The 17153-nt window shown below is 69.9% G+C and carries 16 protein-coding genes and 2 pseudogenes; 7 read left to right on the forward strand and 11 right to left on the reverse strand.

Features of this window, described 5'->3' with window-relative positions; translation table 11 throughout:
• Positions 1-85 precede the first annotated feature (85 nt).
• Genes MSPGM_RS19380 through MSPGM_RS19390 form a run of 3 tightly spaced genes read left to right on the forward strand, consistent with a single transcriptional unit; the run spans position 86 to position 845 of the window.
• Positions 86-373 (forward strand): hypothetical protein, encoded by a 288-nt coding sequence (locus tag MSPGM_RS19380; RefSeq protein ID WP_003605030.1) that lies wholly within the window; start codon positions 86-88, stop codon positions 371-373.
• Positions 374-378: 5 nt separating this feature from the next.
• On the forward strand, positions 379-624 hold the full coding sequence (locus MSPGM_RS19385; protein ID WP_015857305.1) for a hypothetical protein: 246 nt from the start codon (positions 379-381) through the stop codon (positions 622-624).
• Between the two features lie 2 nt (positions 625-626).
• Complete coding sequence (locus MSPGM_RS19390; RefSeq protein ID WP_003605026.1) at positions 627-845, forward strand: hypothetical protein; 219 nt, start codon at positions 627-629, stop codon at positions 843-845.
• 87 nt (positions 846-932) lie between these two features.
• On the opposite strand, the gene MSPGM_RS19395 is transcribed toward MSPGM_RS19390, so the two are convergent.
• Positions 933-1967, reverse strand: a complete 1035-nt coding sequence (locus tag MSPGM_RS19395) for an aldo/keto reductase (RefSeq protein ID WP_003605024.1) — start codon at positions 1965-1967, stop codon at positions 933-935.
• Positions 1968-2283: 316 nt separating this feature from the next.
• Between MSPGM_RS19395 and MSPGM_RS19400 the strand changes: the two genes are divergently transcribed.
• Entirely contained in the window at positions 2284-2511 is a 228-nt protein-coding gene (locus MSPGM_RS19400) for a hypothetical protein (RefSeq protein ID WP_003605022.1), read from the forward strand.
• Positions 2512-2516: 5 nt separating this feature from the next.
• On the opposite strand, the gene MSPGM_RS19405 is transcribed toward MSPGM_RS19400, so the two are convergent.
• The 10 genes and pseudogenes from MSPGM_RS19405 to arsH all read right to left on the reverse strand — a co-directional run bounded on the left by MSPGM_RS19405 (position 2517) and on the right by arsH (position 15094).
• The gene (locus MSPGM_RS19405; RefSeq protein WP_015824041.1) at positions 2517-3116 is read right to left on the reverse strand and encodes a cysteine hydrolase family protein; all 600 of its coding nucleotides are present in this window, start codon (positions 3114-3116) and stop codon (positions 2517-2519) included.
• A gap of 248 nt (positions 3117-3364) precedes the next feature.
• Positions 3365-4681: an efflux RND transporter periplasmic adaptor subunit gene (locus MSPGM_RS19410; RefSeq protein WP_050772682.1), complete on the reverse strand. Its 1317-nt coding sequence runs from the start codon at positions 4679-4681 to the stop codon at positions 3365-3367.
• Positions 4674-7903, reverse strand: a pseudogene (locus MSPGM_RS19415) (efflux RND transporter permease subunit). Before MSPGM_RS19415 ends, MSPGM_RS19410 begins: the two are co-directional and overlap by 8 nt.
• 312 nt (positions 7904-8215) lie before the next feature.
• Entirely contained in the window at positions 8216-9592 is a 1377-nt protein-coding gene (locus MSPGM_RS19420; protein WP_003605074.1) for an NTP/NDP exchange transporter, read from the reverse strand.
• Positions 9589-10326: an NADPH-dependent F420 reductase gene (locus MSPGM_RS19425; RefSeq protein WP_261925896.1), complete on the reverse strand. Its 738-nt coding sequence runs from the start codon at positions 10324-10326 to the stop codon at positions 9589-9591. The genes MSPGM_RS19420 and MSPGM_RS19425 overlap by 4 nt, the downstream gene beginning before the upstream one ends.
• A complete protein-coding gene (locus MSPGM_RS19430; RefSeq protein WP_015857307.1) occupies positions 10316-11245 on the reverse strand; it encodes an aldo/keto reductase in 930 nt (309 codons plus the stop codon). Before MSPGM_RS19430 ends, MSPGM_RS19425 begins: the two co-directional genes overlap by 11 nt.
• A 72-nt stretch (positions 11246-11317) precedes the next feature.
• Complete coding sequence (gene rsmD / locus MSPGM_RS19435) at positions 11318-11872, reverse strand: 16S rRNA (guanine(966)-N(2))-methyltransferase RsmD (protein WP_015857308.1); 555 nt, start codon at positions 11870-11872, stop codon at positions 11318-11320.
• A gap of 12 nt (positions 11873-11884) precedes the next feature.
• Positions 11885-13892 (reverse strand): annotated as a pseudogene (locus MSPGM_RS25395) (pseudouridine synthase).
• Positions 13893-13982: 90 nt separating this feature from the next.
• Complete coding sequence (locus tag MSPGM_RS19450; protein WP_003607421.1) at positions 13983-14159, reverse strand: DUF1328 domain-containing protein; 177 nt, start codon at positions 14157-14159, stop codon at positions 13983-13985.
• A 167-nt stretch (positions 14160-14326) separates the two neighbouring features.
• On the reverse strand, positions 14327-15094 hold the full coding sequence (gene arsH / locus MSPGM_RS19455; protein ID WP_209688324.1) for an arsenical resistance protein ArsH: 768 nt from the start codon (positions 15092-15094) through the stop codon (positions 14327-14329).
• Positions 15095-15144: 50 nt separating this feature from the next.
• Between arsH and MSPGM_RS19460 the strand changes: the two genes are divergently transcribed.
• The 3 genes from MSPGM_RS19460 to arsB are packed head-to-tail and all read left to right on the forward strand — an operon-like array spanning position 15145 to position 17020.
• Positions 15145-15504 carry an ArsR/SmtB family transcription factor gene (locus tag MSPGM_RS19460; protein ID WP_003604271.1) on the forward strand — a complete coding sequence of 120 codons (360 nt, stop codon included), beginning with the start codon at positions 15145-15147 and terminating at the stop codon, positions 15502-15504.
• Positions 15497-15934: an arsenate reductase (glutaredoxin) gene (arsC, locus tag MSPGM_RS19465; RefSeq protein ID WP_003604268.1), complete on the forward strand. Its 438-nt coding sequence runs from the start codon at positions 15497-15499 to the stop codon at positions 15932-15934. The genes MSPGM_RS19460 and arsC overlap by 8 nt, the downstream gene beginning before the upstream one ends.
• Positions 15935-15943: 9 nt before the next feature.
• Positions 15944-17020 (forward strand): ACR3 family arsenite efflux transporter, encoded by a 1077-nt coding sequence (gene arsB, locus MSPGM_RS19470; RefSeq protein WP_003604266.1) that lies wholly within the window; start codon positions 15944-15946, stop codon positions 17018-17020.
• Positions 17021-17153 lie beyond the last annotated feature (133 nt).

Here is a 17153-nt window from a genome sequence, read left to right on the forward strand (position 1 = left end):
GGGGCGGAACCGCGGGGCGCCTCACGGGCGTTCCAATCTTCGGCCGGACCGCACAAGCGGCCGGGACGACATCCGGAGGGGAGCGATGGCGGACGACACCGAGCGGCTCGGCCTTCTCATGGGCGTGTTCGAGCTGGCGCTCAGCCGCCTGTTCGAGGCGAGCCCCGGGGGAGGGCAGGCGCGCGACCTGTTCGTGGAGGACGTGCGCCGGCTCCTGGCCGACACCCGCGAGCTTCAATCGGACTCCCCGGCGGTACAGACCTACGAAGCGCTGCTGCGGCGGCTCGGGGCCACCCGACCCGGCGATGCGGACGGGCTCGGTGTGATCCCCACGCCGGAGCAGGGCGTGCCGCCGGCCGGATCGGGCGTGTAGAGAGGGTGCAGACCGTGAGCGAGACCGAACACGAGACCGATCCGGCGCCCGAACCGAAGCTTGCCGGCATCCTGACCTTCCCGCCGGAGGTCGTGGCGGCGCTGGACGAGCATTGCGCGGTCGAGCGCCTGCCGCGGGACCGGGCGATCTGCGAGATCGTCGCCGAGTATCTGCGCTTCAAGGGCTACCTGCGCGCCCGCCCCGTACACCCCCATCGCACGCCCAAGGGCGAAAAGTCGGAGGGGCTCTGACGATGGCGAGTTCGTTCAAGGGCCTGTTCCTCTGCCCGCCGAAGCAGCCGCGCCCGAGCCATGTCCGGGTCCAGGACGGGGAGGGCGGTGAGACCACCCTGCCGCTGGAGGAATACGAGGCCCGCGCCGGCCAGCCGCCCTGGCAGAGCCTGCCCTGGCAGGGCGAGGCCGGGCTGGTGCCGGATGACGGTGACAAGCACGGGCCCGAGATCAGCATGTGAGGCCGTTCACGGCTCACCGGGGCGATGGCGGACGCCTCCCCTCGCCCCGCCTGCGGGGAGAGGGGTTCTTGGCGGACCCGTCCCGCCTCACCAAGCCGTCGGCTTGGGGTTGCGCTCGTCGAAGCCGATCTGATGCCAGTAGGGATAGATCGGATTTTCCCGGCTCGCCGCATCGAGGCGGGCGATCTGGTCGGGCGTGAGCGACCAGCCCACCGCACCGAGATTCTGCTTCAACTGCTCCTCGTTGCGAGCGCCGATGACGATGTTGCATACGGTCGGGCGGCTGAGCAGCCAGTTCAGCGCCACCTGCGGCACCGTCTTGCCGGTCTCGGCGGCGACCGCGTCGAGGGCATCAATCACATCGTAGAGGTAGTCGTCGGAGACGGTGGGGCCGCCCTCCGCCCCGCTCGCCGTGGACAACCGCCCGCCCGAGGCCGCCTGCCCCCGCCGGATCTTGCCGGTGAGCCGGCCCCAGCCCAGCGGACTCCACACCATCAGGCCGACGCCCTGGTCGAGGCCGAGCGGCATCAGCTCCCACTCGTAGTGGCGGCCGATCAGCGAGTAATAGCCCTGATAGACGACGTAGCGGGCGAGCCCCTCCTTCTCCGAGGTCGCCAGCGCCTTCATCAATTGCCAGCCGGAGAAGTTCGAGGCGCCGATATAGCCGATCTTGCCCGAACGGGTGAGGTCGTCGAGCGCCCGCAGGGTCTCCTCAACGGGCGTCAGCGCGTCGAAGCCGTGCATGAAGTAGACGTCGATATGGTCGGTCTGGAGCCGTTTCAGGCTCGCCTCGCAGGCGCGGATCAGGTGGTGGCGCGACGAGCCAACCGCGTTCACGTCCTCGCCGACCCGGAAGGTCGCCTTGGTGGAGATCAGGAGCCGGTCGCGGCGGCCCTTGATCGCCTCGCCGAGGATCTTTTCGGAATCGCCGCTCGAATAGAGGTCGGCGGTGTCGAGGAAGTTGACGCCCGCATCGAGGCAGAGATCGATCAGACGGCTCGCCTCGGCCACGCCGGTGCTGCCCCAGTTCTGGAAGAACGCGTCGGTGCCGCCGAAGGTGGCGGTGCCGAGGCTGAGCACCGGTACCTTAAGGCCCGAGCGTCCGAACTGCCGGTATTCCATATCCGTCACTCCGCTGTGGCTGTCGGGAAACGGCCCTGAGAGGCCGCCTGCCCCCGTCTTGAGGAGCTCGGCGTGCCCCGGCAATGCGGCGGACCGGGGCGGGCACCCTGCAGGGCGCGAATGGCGCCGCTGCCATCATACCGCCATCGGGCGCCCGCGGTTCCGCCACCGAAAGGGGCAGGTTCCGCAAAGACTTCGTCAACCAAGAGCCACTATTAAAGCTCAAGTTTTAGGAACCCCGATCGGGACTGCCTCTTCTTTCATCAGATCCGGCGGCGGTGTCGCCAGCCGGTCTTAACATTGGGAATGTCGCCTCGTGAGTTTCACCGTCAGCGCCGGCACCGCTTCGCGCGTCTATTCCTGGCAGCACGGCTCCCTGCTGAGCGCCCTGGAGCAGGGCCTGTCGCTGACGACCTCCGGCATGAGCGACGTGCGCATCGTCGATTCGGAAGGCCGCAGCCACAGCCCCGCCGCGCTCTACCAGCGCGTGTTCGGGCAGCAGCCGACGGACGCGGACGCGCAGCCCCGCGCCCGCGCGGCCTGATCGCCCTACCCCCGGATCGCCGCCGCATCCGGCGCCACCACCGCGAACAGGTCGCCGAGCGCCGCGAGGCTTGCGGCCTGCACTGCGGCCGCCGGTACGGTCGCACCGTCCGGACCCGGCAGGGCGCGGGTGGCGGTCGCCGATGCGACCACGGTCGGGCGGAAGCCGAGGTTGAAGGCGCTGCGCGCGGTCGAATTCACGCACATATGCGTCATGAAGCCGGCCAGGATCACGTCCTTGACGCCGGCGGCCTCCAGTTGCGCCTGCAGGTCGGTGCCGACGAAGGAACTCGGATAGGCCTTGGTGATGACGGGCTCCCCCTCCCGCGGGGCGACCTCGTCGCTGATCTGGCCGATGGCGGCGGTGAGATCGTAGGGCGAGCCCGGCCCGGCATCGTGGCGCACATGGAAGACCGGGATCCCGGCGTTGCGCGCCCGTTCCAGCAGCGCCTGCGCCTCGCGGATCGCCGGCTCGACGCCCTCCAGGCGCATCACGCCCTCGCGGTAGGTGTTCTGCAGATCGATCATCACCAGGCCTGAGCCCGACAGGGAAGCGGGCTCCGGCGGCAGGCCGGACAGGCTGCGAAGTGTTTTGAGGTCGGTCATGGCTGGCCCTTCTCGTGGGATGCGTTTCCGGGCGGGATGTGAGCCGAGTGGGGCCGCCCGCGCAACCTGCTGAAAGGTCCAACGGGTGGAAGGCCACCGATCCCACCCTCATCCTGAGGCGCCCGCGCCAGCGGGCCTCGAAGGATCCTCCAGGGATCGCGCGATTGCTGGAGGATCCTTCGAGGCCTCCGCTTCGCTCCGGCACCTCAGGATGAGGACGAGGATGGGGTCGGCGCTGCGCGAAAGTCTTAGCGCTGCGCGGCTTGCATCGGCTTGTCCGATTTCGGCGCCTGGGGGGCGATGCGGCCGCCATCCTTGAGATCGGCCGGGGGGCTCAGCACGAGGCGCTCGCCGCCCGAGAGGCCCTTGTCGACCTCGACCACCGTGCCCTTGTCGCGGGCGACGTGGACCTCGACCCAACGCACGCGGTCGTCGTCGCTGGCGACGGCCACGCGGGTGCCGGACTGGTTGAACACCAGGGCCTCGGCCGGAACCGCCACCGTGGCGCCGCCGGTGCGGGGGATCGCCAGGGTCACGTAGACGTAGAGGCCCGGCCGCAGGGTGAGGTCGGGGTTCGGCACATCGACCTGCGTCGTCAGGGTGCGCGAGGAGGCGAGCAACGCCACCGAACTGCGCTCGACCACGCCGGCGAAGCTGCGGTCGGGCATCTGCGGCACCTTGATCTGGGCCGCGATGCCGGGCTGTACGCCCACCGCCGCGTTCTGCGGCACGTTGACCGAGATGCGCAGCACGTCGTCCCGGTCCATCGACAGGAGCGGCGAGCCTGAGCCGGCATCGGCCTGGACGAGGTCGCCGACATCGACGTTGCGGGTGGTGATCACGCCGTCGAAGGGGGCGGTGACGACCTCGAAGCCGGTCAGCGCCTTGAGCCGCCCCACGGTCGCCTGCTGCGCCTTGATGTTGGCCTGAGCCACCTTCACGTCGGCCTCCGCCGAGGCGAGGTTCGCCTGCTGCGCCAGCACGCCGGCCTGGGTGTTGTCGGCGTTCTGCTTCGAGGCCCAGCCCTGGCCGGCAAGCGTCGAGGTACGCGAGTTGGTGGCCTGGGCGAGGTTCGTGTTGGCCTTGGCCTGATCGACCATGGCCCGGGCCCGCAGGAGCTGGGCCTCGAGCTGCCCGAGCTGCGCCTCGGCTTGCGCGAGTTGCTGGTCGAGATCCGGGGCGGCGATGCGCAGGAGCACGTCGCCCTTCTTCACCCGCGAACCGAGATCGACGTGGCGCTCGGCGATGTATCCGGTGGCGCGGGGATAGATCCGCGCGGTGGCGAAGGGCTCGGTCTGGCCCGGCAGGGTCAGCTCGATCGGCCCGTCGAGGCGCTTGGCCTCCTCGGTGCGCACTTTCGGCACGAACTCCATCTGCCGGGCCCGCGTCGACTCGGCCCGGGCCGCCCGCTGCCAGTGACTGTGGCCGCCATAGGCCAGCAGGCCGAGCGCGATCAGCCCGGCCCACACGAAGCCGCCCTTGCCCGGCGGCGGCGGGATTTTCTTGTCCTCGCCGTCGGTCACGGGCGAATCCTCCGGTCGGATCGGACGGGCGTCATCAGACATAATCCTCGAGCGGCTTGGCCTCGCCCCGCCGCAGCAGGCTGTACAGGAACGGCACGAACAGCAGGGTCGAGGGCGTGCCGAGCGCGATGCCGCCCATCACCGCGCGCGCCAGGGCCGCGTTCTGCTCGCCGCCCTCGCCGGTGCCGAGCGCCATCGGCACGAGGCCCAAGAACATTGCGCTCGCGGTCATCAGCACCGGCCGCAGCCGCGTCTCGCCCGCGACGATGGCCGCCTCACGGGCCGAACAGCCCGTCGCCTCCCGGTGTTCCTTGGCGAAGGTGACGAGCAGGATCGAGTTGGCCGAGGCGATGCCCACCGACATGATCGCCCCGAATAGCGAGGGGATCGAGAAGGCGGTGCCGGTGATGAACAGGCTCGCGACGATGCCGCAGAAGGCGACCGGCAGGGCGGCCAGCACCACGAAGGGGTCGCCCCAGCTCTGATAGTTCACCGCCATCAGGAGGTAGACGGCGACGACCGCGATGCCGAGGCCGATGCCGAGCCGGAAGAAGGCGGCGCGCATGTTCTCGATCTGCCCGCGCACGGAGATCTTGTCCGGCGCCGGCAGGGTCTTCTGCTCCTCGGCAACGATCCGATCGATATCCCGGGCGACCGCGCCGAGGTCGCGGTCCTGCACCGCGGCGTAGACGTTGAAGGTCGGCTGCGTGTTGACGTGGTTGATCACCGTCTGCGTCGGCTGGCGGGTGATCGTGGCGATGCTCGACAGCAGCGTCAGCGCGCCGGGCCCGCTGCCGGCATTGGCGCGGGCAAAGAGCGGGGTGTTCTGCAGGGCGGTGAGCGAGGCGTTGCGGTATTCCGGCGTCTGGACCCAGAGCTGGTAGGGGATGCCGGTCTTCGGGTCGGTCCAGAAGTTCGGGTTCACCTGGAAGGAGCCCGACAGCGAGACGTTGAGGCTTTGCGCCACCTGCTGCTGGGTCAGGCCGAGTTCGGAGGCGAGCCGCCGGTCGACATCGACGAAGAATTGCGGCTGATCGACGATCTGATGCAGGTGCACATCGACGAGGCCGGGCGTCTCCTTCAACCGCGCCTCGATGCGCCGGGCGGCGGCCAGATCCTTCACCGTGTTGCGGCCCGAGACCTGCACGTCGATCTGCGCGATCACGCCGAAATTGAGGATCTGCGTGATGATGTCGGAGGGCTGGAAATAGACGATCATGTCGGGGAAGCGCTCGCGCAAGCGTTCGCGCAGGCGGCGCTGGTACTCGGCGACCGGGCCGTGCTCGTCCTTCAGGTCGATGAGCATCTGCCCGTCGTTGTAGGAGACGAACGAGCCGTCGGAGAAGGCGAAGTTATAGTTGTTCGAGGGCAGGCCGATATTGTCGAGGATCTGGTCGATCTCGTCCTCGGGGATCACCTCGCGCACCACCTTTTCGACCTCGGCGAAGGTCTGCTCGGCGGTCTCGATGCGCATCCCCGGCCGGGTGCGCAGGTGCATCGTCATCTGGCTCGATTCGACCTGTGGGAAGTAGTCCTGCCCCGTGAAGACGAAGAGCCCGCCGGTGCCGGCAAACAGCAGGACGACGCCGGTCACCGTCGCGACCGGGTGGCGTAGAACCGCGTGGAGCAGCCCGACATAGCCGCGGTGGAACCGGTCGAACCGCGCCTCGAAGCCGCGGCGGAAGGCGCCGGCCAGCCGGAAGACGGGGGAGAGCAGCCAGACAAGCGCCCGCTCGATCCGGCCGCGGCGCGGGGCGTCCGCTTCGCCGCCGTGGTGCTGGAGGTATTCGCGCGCTACCAGCACGTCGATCATCACCGGCACGAGCGTGCGGGTGAGGAGGTAGGAGGTCAGCATTGCGAACACGACCGCGAGCGCCTGCGGCGTGAACAGATATTTCGGCGTGTCGGTGAGTGCGAAGACCGAGACGAAGGCGGCGCAGATCGACAGCGTCGAGATCAGCGCCGGCTTGGCGATGCCCGCGGCACCCTCGACCACGGCGTTGCGGAACGGCTTGCCCTCCTCGAACAGGCGGTAGGTGTTCTCGATCGCCACCGTCACGTCGTCGACGAGGATGCCGACCGCGAGCGCCAGCCCGCCCAGCGTCATCACGTTGATAGTGTGACCGAGTGCGGCCAGCAGCGCCAGCGAGGTCATCAGGCAGAGCGGGATCGAGACGAGCACGATCAGGGTCGAGCGCCACGAGCCGAGGAACAGCAGGATGGTCAGGCCCGTCAGCGCGGCGGCGATGACGGCTTCGTGCCAGACGCCCTCGATCGCGTTCGACACGAAGACCGACTGGTCGAAGAGCGGCTTGATCTCCATGCCCTCGGGGCCGCCGCGCGGATGTCGGGGAGCGCCGCCTTGACGTTGTTGACCACATCCAGCGTCGAGGCGGTGCCGTTCTTCAACACCCGCATCAGCACCGACGCGGCGCCGTCGGCCCGCACCACGTTGACCTGCGGCGGGCCGCCGTCGCGGACATAGGCCACGTCGCGCACCAGCACCGGCTGGCCGTTGACCACCTTGATCGGGATCTCGTTGAGCGCCGCGATCGCGTCCGGCGTCGCGTTCATCTGCACCGGGTATTGCTGCTCTCCGATCTTGGCGAGGCCCGAGGGGATCGTCAGGTTCTGCGAGGTCACCGCGTTGGTGACCTCCAGCGGCGTCATCCCGAGCGCTTGGAGCGCGTGCAGGTCGAGATCGACCATGACTTGGCGCGGCGCGCCACCGAAGGGGGAGGGCAGGGTCGAGCCCGGCACCTGGGTCAGGCGCTGGCGGATGCGGTACTGGGCGTAGTCGTAGACCTTGTTGAGGCTGTCCTTGGCCGAGGTCAGCGCGAGCTGGATCACCGGCACCGAGGAGGCGGAGAAGCGCACGATCACGGGCGGCTGCACGCCCGGCGGCATCAGCGCGCGGATCGAGTTCGTGGAGGAGACGACCTGGGCGATGGCCAGATCGATGCTGACGCTCTGGTCGAAGTAGATCTTCATCACCGACGTGCCCTGGAGGCTCGTCGATTCCATTCGGGCGATGTTGTTGACGTTGTTGGAGATTCCGAACTCGGAATAGGTCGTAATCCGCTTCTCCATCTCCGGCGCGGACAGGCCCGTATAGGTCCAGACCACGACGACGACGGGGATATCGACCGCCGGCAGCACGTCCTTGGGGGTGACGACGATGGCGCTGACGCCGCCGAGCATCATCAGCACCGCGAGGACATAGGTCGTGATGCGGAACTTGAGGGCGTACTGGACGAGTCCCATGAATCTCCGGTGAAGTTGGATCTCCGGTGGATGTCCGGTCAGAGTGCCTCACGAAACGCCCGGTCGCCGACGGCCCTTAGCCTGGCCATGCCGACGGGAATTTTGTGAGAGGCACGAAGCCTTGGCCCGAGCCATGGCGCGGGATGATCCCACGAATACCGCACGGCGACTGTTTCTGTTCTATGTCCGATTGTCGCCGACAACATGCGCGCGCTGCGATGCCGCATCGCCGCCTGTCCCCGTTGTCGAGGTGCACCGCATCCGCCCGAAGCGACAGGGTTAAACTGAAAACAACTTTTGCAACAATTGACCTCAGGCCGGGCGCGGTGGCGATGGCGCCGGATTGTCGTCTGCTTGTGCCGCCAGCTGTGCCGCCTCTTGCTGTGCCGTGTCTTGCCGCCGCGCCTGCGCCCGGCCGAGCCAGAGCGCGTTGAGGAGCCACGCCGCCGAGAGCGGCACCGCCACCACCGCTGCGGCGTGGCCGCCGAAGCCGAGCGCGGCCAGCCCCGCATGGGACCACGCGCCGACCTGATCGCCGAGGCGGTAGACCACGGTGTCGATGAAGCTCTTCGCCTTGTAGCGGTCCTCGCGCGGCACCACCGTGAACAGCACTTCGCGCACGGGCCGGGCGATGGCGAAGTTGCCGGCCCGGCGCAGCACGTAGATCACCACCACCGAGGCGACGCTCGGCGAGAGCGCGAGCGCGGCGAACCCGACGATGCTTGCCGCCGGCAGCAGCGCCAGCGTCACCCCGACGCCGAGCCAGCGCGTGATGCGCCCGGTGAGGAAGAGCTGCACGCCGAGCGTCAGGGCGTTCACGGCGAGATCGACATTGGCGAAGAAGGCCGTCTGCGCCCCCCGGCTGGGGAAGTTGTTCTTGGCCACCGCCGCCTGCTCGAAATACAGGAAGGTCGCGGTGATCGAGAACAGCGCCAGGAACAGCGCGATATTGAGGAGGTAGGGCGAGGCGAAGGTCCGCCGGATGCCGGCCCAGATGTCGCCGCCGATCACCTCGCCCGCCCGCGAATCCTCCGGCACCTCGTGGAGGCGCCCGATCAGGCGGGCGAGGCCGCGCATGGCGAAGACCGCCGCCTCCAGGAGCACGGCGGCGGCGATGAGCAGCGCCCAGGTCGGTACGTCGCGCGCGAGCGTCGCCGTCACCGCCGAGCCGCAGATCGCGCCGAGCGTGGCGCCGGCCGCGATGAACCCGAACAGGCGCTTGCCCTGTTCCGTCGAGAACACGTCCACCACCGTGGCCCAGAAGATCGAGACCACGAACAGATTGAAGATCGAGAGCCAGACGAAGAAGGCTCGGCCCACCCAGACCGCGGCTTCACCTTCCGTAAGCGCGATCAGGGCGGAAAAAATCAGGATGTTGAGGATGAAGAAGCGGTAGGTCAGGGGCACGAAGCGCGCCCGCGGCAGGCGCTTGACCAGCCAGGCGAAGGGCAGGTTCAGCGCCAGCATGCCGATCAGCGTCGCCAGGAAAAGCCAGGGCAGGTTTTCCAGGCCGCCCGCCACGCCCATCTGGTCGCGGATCGGGCGCAGCACGTAGTAGCTCGCGAGCAGCGCGAAGATGTAGGCCCAGGACCATGCCAGCGCCGGGCCCTCGCCCGGCCTCACATCGACGAGGCGGGCGAGGCGGTCAGAGAGCGAAAAGCCCGACGAAGAGGCCGGGGCCTCGCTCAAGGCTTCACCCCGAGCTTCTGCTTCAGCTCCGGCGCCGAGAGGTCGTGCCCGAAGCCGGGCGAGCCCATGGCGAAGGTATCGGCCGCCTTCAGCTCGCCGACCACGACGGGGTCGAAGCCGGCATCCGAGACCAGGGTGCGGGCGGTCTCCAGCGCCTTCGGGTCGTTGCCGGCGATCGGCACGGCCATGCGCGGCTCGGGCCGGCCGGCATTCTTCTGGAAGATCTTGTAGTTGGCCGCATTGAAGGCGCGCACCACGTGGGCGCCGGCCAGATACTTGGCCGAGACCGCACCGATGCCGTCGCGCTCGACCTCGTCGGCGACGGCCCCGTCGCGGGCCTTCACCGCGTTGCCGGCATCGATCACGACCTTGTTCTTGAGCGCCGCGGCGTTCTCACGCCCCAGCTCCGGATAGGCCTTGTAGGGCACCGCGATCAGCACGGCGTTGCCGAAGGCCATCGCCTCCGCCGGCGTGCCGGCCCGCGCCTTGGGCCCGAGTTCCTCGACGAGCGGCTTCAGCTCCTCGGGGTGGCGGGAGGCGAAGAACACCTCGTAGCCCGCCTTGATCCAGAGGCGGCCGAGCGTGCCGCCGATATTGCCCGCCCCGATGATGCCGATTTTCTTGGTCGTTTCGGACTGCGCGAAAGCGGGCAGGGCAGGAAGCAGAAGCATGCCGGCCAGCAGAGCCAGCACCCCACGCCGAACGGAAGAAATCTCAAAACAATCAGACCGCATCGATGAAGGCCTCCATCTTGCGCCGCTCGGCGGCGTCCGGCAGCCGCCCGGTCGCGGCGGCGAGGTTGTCCTCGACGTAACTCGCCTTGGCCATGCCCGGGATCGGGCAGGTCACGGCCTCGTTGGCGAGGACGTATTTGAGGAAGAACTGCGCCCAGCTCTTGCAGCCGAATTCGGCGGCGAACGCGGGCAGGGGCTTGTCCTTCACCGCCTTGAACAGGCGGTCGCGGCCGAAGGGCACGTTGACCATCACCGCCACGCCGCGCTCAACGGCCAGCGGCAGGACGCGTTCGGCCGCCGCCCGGCTGTCGAGGGCGTAGTTCACCTGCACGAAGTCGAGCTTTTCCCGCTTCATCACCGTCTCGAGCTCGGGGAACTGCTCGTCGCGCCAGACCGTGACGCCGACATAACGGATCCGGCCCTGCTCCTTGAGGGCGCGCAGGACCGCGAGGTTCACTTCCGTGTCGACGAGGTTGTGCACGGCGATGAGATCGATCTTGTCCGTGCGCAGGCGCTGGAACGAGCGCTCGGTCTCGGCCTGCGCCGCCTCCCGGCCGCGGGCCGCGACCTTGGTGGCGAGAAAGATCTTTTCGCGCAGGCCCTCAAGGATCAGGCCGAGCACGTCCTCGGCGGTGCCGTAGCTCGGGGCGGTGTCGATCACCCGGCCGCCGAGCGCGACGAAGCGCTCGACCGCCTCGCGCAAGGGCGCGGTCGCCTCGGGCGTCGGCGCCACCTCGTAGCGGCGCGAGGTGCCGATGCCCATGGCCGGCAACCGCTCACCGGAGGAGGGGATCGGCCGGGTGATCAGGGCGTCGGCGGCGCGGGCCGGGCGCAGCAGGGCCGGCGCGAAGCCCGCTCCGGCGGTGAGGGCTGCGCCCTGCAACAGGGTTCGGCGGGAAAGCGGCGGGACGGGCGGCATGGAGGCGGGCTCCTCTCGCGGACGGGCGTGGCCCGAGCGAGATAGGGCGACCTCACGGCGCGGGCGAAGGGCTCAACCCGCAAAGCGACCGAAGGTCACCGTCGTCTCGCCGTAGCTGCGCCGCTCCAGTTCCTCGAAACCCGGTGGCAGGACCGCGCCAGCCTCGGCGGCCTCCTCGACGAGGACCAGCGCGCCGGGGCTGAGCCAACCGCCCCCGGCCGCCGCCGTGAGAGCCGCGGGTGCAAGGTTCTTCCGGTAGGGCGGATCGCAGAAGACCAGCGTCGCGGGCCGGTCCAGGGCAGGTCCAAGCCGGGTCGCGTCGCGCGGGATCAGCCGGGCGCGGTCCTCGCAGCCAAGGGCGGCGATTGCGGCGCGGATCAGGGTGCCGGCCTGGCGCCCCTCGTCCACGAAGAGCGCGCGGGCCGCGCCACGGGACAGCGCCTCGAAGCCGAGGGCGCCGGTGCCCGCGAACAGGTCGAGCACCACCGCATCCTCGACCGCGTCGTCGTAGGCGTGGGCGAGCACGTTGAACAGGGCCTCGCGCAGGCGGTCGGAAGTCGGGCGGATGCCCTCCGCCTTCGGTCCGACCAGCCTGCGCCCGCGCCATTCGCCACCGACGATCCGCACGCGGGAAGCCCCTTAGCCCTCGCCGCGCGGCGGACGGCTCGGACGTCCGCCCCCGCGCGGTCCCGGCTTGCCGCCACCACCGGGACGTCCCCCGGGGCACCGCCGGGCTTGCCGCCGGGACGTCCGCCCGGGCGCCCACCGGGCCGGCCGCCGCCACCGGGCTTGAAGTCGCCCCGCGGGCCGCCTTTCGCGCCACCCTTGAAATCGCCCCTGGCGCCGTCGCGGTCACCGCCCTTGAAGCCGGGCTTGCCGCCAAAGCTCTTGCCTGCACCACCACCGGGCCCCTTGCCGGGGCCCTTGCGGAAGGCGGGACGATCGGACGCCTCGGCGCTGCGCGGGGGCGGGCCGGCCGCTCGCCCTCGGCGGCACGGGGCCGGTCGCGCGGGGGGCCGCGACGCTCGGGCGGGCGCCCTTCGCTCGGCCGCTCGCGGCGGGGTGCGCCCTCGCCGCGCTCACGGGAGTCACCATGGAAGTCACGCTGAGGCCGGCCCTCGCTCCGCTCGCGCGGTGGACGCCCCTCGAAATCGGACGGACGCTCGCGGGGCGGCCCGCGCCGCTCGGCCGGTGCGGCCTCCCCGGCCTCACGGCGGCGGGGACGGGCATCGCCCGCGGGTGCGCCGCGACGGAACTCGTCCCGGCCCGGCCGCTCGTCGCGGGCGCGGTTCTCGCGCGGTCCCTCGCTGCGCGGCCTGTCATCGCGCGGCCGATCTTGGCCTGGCCGATCCTGGCGCGGCCTGTCTTCGCGCGCCCTGTCGCGGGGCGCGGACCGCTCCTCCTCGTTGCGGAAGCGGACCCGGCGATGCGGCTCGGGTGCGGGCTTCTCGGGCGAGGGCTGAAGCCGCTCCACCAGCACCCGGCGCTCGCCGGCCGCCTGGATCGCGCCGACCCGCTCGCGGCCGCGCTCGGCCGCCGCCGCGCGGGCGGTCTTGGGGTCCATGCCCCGGCGCGGCACCTTCGAGGCGCGAGGCCGCGTCTCCTCGTCGGCGCGCCACACGGTCGGGGATGGGGGACGCGGGGCCGGGCGTGCCCCGGCGCGGGGGGCGGCAGGGCGGGCGGGATCGCGCGGCGGACGGCCGGCCGCGCCGCCGCGTGACCCCGAGCGGGCCTCCGAGGCGCCCTCGTCGCGCGCGCCTTGACGGCCCCGTCCTGCGGGCGCCGCCTGCGCGGCGCGGGTGGCCTTCTTCGGGCTGCCGAAGGGGGCGATCGTCTCGCGCACCGGGCTCTCGAAATCGACGCCGGCCTGCTCGGCGAGGTTCTTTCCGAGCTGGTCCTTCAGAACCTTGGTGCGGATCTCCTCGACGAGGCCGACTTCGAGGTCGCCGAGCTGGAACGGTCCGAACGAGAGCCGGATCAGCCGGTTCACCGACAGGCCGAGATGCTCGAGGATGCGCTTGACCTCGCGGTTCTTGCCCTCGCGCAGGCCGAGCGTCAGCCAGACGTTGTCGCCCTGCGCCCGGTCGAGGGTCGCCTCGATCGGGCCGTACTCCATGCCATCGACGGTCAGGCCCTTCTTGAGCTTGTCGAGATCGGGCTGGGTCACGTCACCGAAGGCGCGCACCCGGTAGCGGCGCAGCCAGCCGGTATCGGGATGGGCGATCACCTTGGCCAGCCCCCCGTCATTGGTGAGGAGCAGCAGCCCTTCGGTGTTGATGTCGAGCCGGCCGATGGCGACGACCCGCGGCAGCTCTTCGGGCAGGCCGTCGAAGACGGTCGGGCGGCCCTCCGGGTCGCGGGCGGTGGTGACGACGCCGCGCGGCTTGTGCAGCAGCCACAGCCGGGTCCGCTCGCGGGCGGGCAGGGGCTCGTCGTCCACCGTGATGCGATCGGAATCGGTGACGTTGATCGCCGGCGAGGTCAGAACCTTGCCGTTGAGGGTGACGCGGCCGGCCTCGATCAGGGCCTCCGCGTCGCGGCGGGAAGCGATGCCGGCGCGGGCGATGGCCTTGGCGATGCGCTCGCCCTCGGGCGTGGCGGGTTGGTCCGCGGGCACGGCCGGGGAGGGGTCTGGAATGTCGGTCATCCGCGCCCCTTATCAGAGCAGCGGGTTGCACAAAAGGAAAAGGCGGCCCGCGAGGGCCGCCCTTTCATCGAACCTTGCGGCTCAGGTCGGTCACAGTCGCGGCGAACGACCGCGCACCGCGCCCATCACCGCCGAGATCAGGAACAGCGCGATCGCGACGAAGAACACGATCTTGGCCGCTTCCACGGCGGTGCCGGCGATGCCGCCGAAGCCGAGCAGCGCAGCGATCAAAGCGACGACGAGAAAGGTAACAGCCCAACCGATCATGGTATCCTCCTGACGTCCGTCTCGGACGATGTCTTGCAGTGTCTTTCGAAGTCTGTCCTGGCTGAGAAATTGCCAAGCTGCCGGAATCGTTCCGTCGATGGCGCTGAAAACAGTTGCCGGGAGCGAAGCGTTCCGGGAAGCGCCCGGCCCCGCTGCATTCGGCCGGCCTACGATGCCCGCGCGGCGGATGGCGCCCGGACAAAGCCCACGTCGGCGGCGACCGCCTTGAGCCGGTCGGGGTCACGCTCCTTGCGCTCGGAGTAGCGGTCGACGAGGTAATCGGCCCGCCCGCGGGTCAGGAGCGTGAACTTCATCAACTCCTCGCACACGTCCACGACCCGGTCGTAGAGCGGTCCCGGCTTCATGCGGCCAGCCTCGTCGAACTCCTTGTAGGCCATCGGTACCGAGGACTGGTTCGGGATGGTGATCATCCGCATCCAGCGCCCGAGCACCCGCAGGCTGTTCACCGCATTGAAGCTCTGCGAACCGCCCGACACCTGCATCACCGCAAGCGTGCGCCCCTGCGTCGGGCGGACCGAGCCCTCGCTCAGCGGAAGCCAATCGATCTGGCTTTTCATCACCCCGGTCAGGTTGCCGTGCCGCTCGGGGCTCACCCAGACCTGCCCCTCGGACCAGACCGAGAGTTCGCGGAGCTCCCGCACCTTCGGGTGGTCGGCCGTCGCGTCGTCGGGGAGCGGCAGGCCGTGCGCATGGAAGATCCGCACCTCGCCGCCCATCGCCTCCAGCAGCCGGGCCGCCTCGTAGGCCAGGAACCGGCTGAAGGAGCGCTCCCGGAGCGAACCGTAGAGGATCAGGAAGCGCGGCGCGTGCGCGAGCGGCGTCGACGCCTGCACCCGCTCAGCGGTGGGCAGTTCGGCATGCGCCTCGGAGAGGTTCGGCAACCCGTCGGCGAACGGCTGCTGGGGCTTGTCCACGCGGCAATCTTTCCATACGCTTCAACAAACGTTGAATTGATGGACCAGACATGGACGAACGGCAAGCCCTCGCCGCCTTCGCCGCACTCGGCCAGGAGCACCGCCTCCGTGTCGTGCGCGCGCTCGTCATCGCCGGGCCCGAGGGCCTCGCCGCCGGGGCGCTGGCGGCCGAGGTCGGGGTCGCCAGCACCAACCTGTCCTTCCACCTGAAGGAGCTCTCGCATGCCGGGCTGATCACGTTCCGGCGCGAGGGCAAGTCGGTCATCTACAGCGCCGCATACGCTGGCCTGTCCGCCCTGATCGCCTTTCTGATGCGCGATTGCTGCCAGGGTCGGCCGGAGGTCTGCGCCCCGGCCGTCGCCGCCCTGTCCGCCTGCGACTGCCCTACCGGAGACACCGCCCATGCCTGAGGCGTTCGACGTCGTCATCTACCACAACCCTGCCTGCGGCACGTCCCGCAACACCCTGGCCATGATCCGCAACGCCGGCATCGAGCCGCACGTGGTCGAGTACCTCAAGACGCCGCCGAGCCGGGCGCTCCTGCGGCAGCTTCTCGCCCGCGCTGGCCTCTCGGTTCGAGATGTCCTGCGCGAGAAGGGCACGCCCTACGCCGAGCTCGGCCTCGACGACCCGGCCCTGACCGACGCGCAGCTCCTCGACGCGATCGAGGCCCACCCGGCCCTCCTCAATCGCCCGCTCGTGGTGAGCCCGAAGGGCGTACGCCTGTGCCGGCCGTCCGAGGCGGTGCTCGACCTTCTGCCGGCCCAGCGGGGCGCGTTCGTGAAGGAGGACGGCGAGCGCGTGGTGGACGAGCACGGTCGTCGCGTCAGCGCCGCCTGAGGAAGCCCGATGTCCCTGTTCGAACGCTTCCTCACCCTCTGGGTGGCCCTGTGCATCGTGGCCGGCATCGCGCTCGGCCACGTCATGCCCGGCGTCTTCCACGCTGTCGGCGCCGCCGAGGTCGCCAAGGTGAACCTGCCGGTGGCGGTGCTGATCTGGCTCATGGTCATCCCCATGCTGCTCAAGATCGACTTCGTCGCGCTGCGTCAGGTCGGGCGGCACTGGCGCGGCATCGGCGTGACGCTCTTCATCAACTGGGCGGTGAAGCCGTTCTCGATGGCGGCGCTGGGCTGGCTGTTCATCGGCACCCTGTTCCGGCCCTACCTGCCCGCGGAGCAGATCGACAGCTACATCGCCGGGCTCATCATCCTGGCCGCCGCGCCCTGCACGGCGATGGTGTTCGTCTGGTCGAACCTGACCCGCGGCGAGCCGCACTTCACGCTGAGCCAAGTGGCGCTCAACGACACCATCATGGTGGTGGCGTTCGCGCCCCTCGTCGGCCTTCTGCTCGGCCTCTCGGCCATCACCGTGCCCTGGGGAACGCTGGTGCTGTCGGTGGTGCTCTACATCGTCATCCCCGTCGTGATCGCGCAGGCGGTCCGCCGAATTCTGCTGGCATCCGGCGGCCAAGCCGCCCTCGACCGTCTGCTCGGCCAGCTCGGTCCGGTCTCGCTGGTGGCGTTGCTGGCCACCCTCGTGCTGCTATTCGGCTTCCAGGGCGAGCAGATCCTGGCCCAGCCGGCGGTCATCGGTCTGCTCGCGGTTCCGATCCTCATCCAGGTCTACCTGAACGCGGGGCTGGCCTACCTGCTCAACCGCGCTGCGGGCGAACAGCACTGCGTCGCCGGCCCCTCGGCGTTGATCGGCGCCTCGAACTTCTTCGAACTCGCAGTGGCGGCCGCCATCAGCCTGTTCGGCTTCAACTCGGGCGCGGCGCTCGCCACCGTGGTCGGCGTCCTCATCGAGGTGCCGGTTATGCTGTCGGTCGTGTGGATCGTGAACCGCTCGAAGGGCTGGTACGAGCGCGGCGCGTCAACACGAGGCACGGCGCTGCAATCCGTTTCCCCCGAGACCCGAGTCGGGTAGCCGCGCTCGTCTGATCGCAGCCTCCCTCTGAGCCGTGTAAGCGGCTCATACAACTCAAGAACCCGCTTCCCACCCTCAGCAGCCCCTCACACGGTCGAGCGGATTGGATTTCGCGCCTGGCGGGGCTGCGACG

The organism is Methylorubrum sp. GM97, from assembly GCF_024347855.1.
Lineage (GTDB): Bacteria > Pseudomonadota > Alphaproteobacteria > Rhizobiales > Beijerinckiaceae > Methylobacterium > Methylobacterium extorquens.

Bases quoted from the DNA above. Each gene is read 5' to 3' on its own strand.
- MSPGM_RS19425 (WP_261925896.1), bottom strand. From the start codon at position 10,326: ATGCGGTCTGATTGTTTTGAGATTTCTTCCGTTCGGCGTGGGGTGCTG.
- MSPGM_RS19450 (WP_003607421.1), bottom strand. From the start codon at position 14,159: ATGATCGGTTGGGCTGTTACCTTTCTCGTCGTCGCTTTGATCGCTGCG.
- arsB (WP_003604266.1), top strand. From the start codon at position 15,944: ATGTCCCTGTTCGAACGCTTCCTCACCCTCTGGGTGGCCCTGTGCATC.
- MSPGM_RS19430 (WP_015857307.1), bottom strand. From the start codon at position 11,245: ATGCCGCCCGTCCCGCCGCTTTCCCGCCGAACCCTGTTGCAGGGCGCA.
- arsC (WP_003604268.1), top strand. From the start codon at position 15,497: ATGCCTGAGGCGTTCGACGTCGTCATCTACCACAACCCTGCCTGCGGC.
- MSPGM_RS19390 (WP_003605026.1), top strand. From the start codon at position 627: ATGGCGAGTTCGTTCAAGGGCCTGTTCCTCTGCCCGCCGAAGCAGCCG.
- MSPGM_RS19460 (WP_003604271.1), top strand. From the start codon at position 15,145: ATGGACGAACGGCAAGCCCTCGCCGCCTTCGCCGCACTCGGCCAGGAG.
- MSPGM_RS19405 (WP_015824041.1), bottom strand. From the start codon at position 3,116: ATGACCGACCTCAAAACACTTCGCAGCCTGTCCGGCCTGCCGCCGGAG.
- MSPGM_RS19395 (WP_003605024.1), bottom strand. From the start codon at position 1,967: ATGGAATACCGGCAGTTCGGACGCTCGGGCCTTAAGGTACCGGTGCTC.
- MSPGM_RS19380 (WP_003605030.1), top strand. From the start codon at position 86: ATGGCGGACGACACCGAGCGGCTCGGCCTTCTCATGGGCGTGTTCGAG.
- MSPGM_RS19410 (WP_050772682.1), bottom strand. From the start codon at position 4,681: ATGTCTGATGACGCCCGTCCGATCCGACCGGAGGATTCGCCCGTGACC.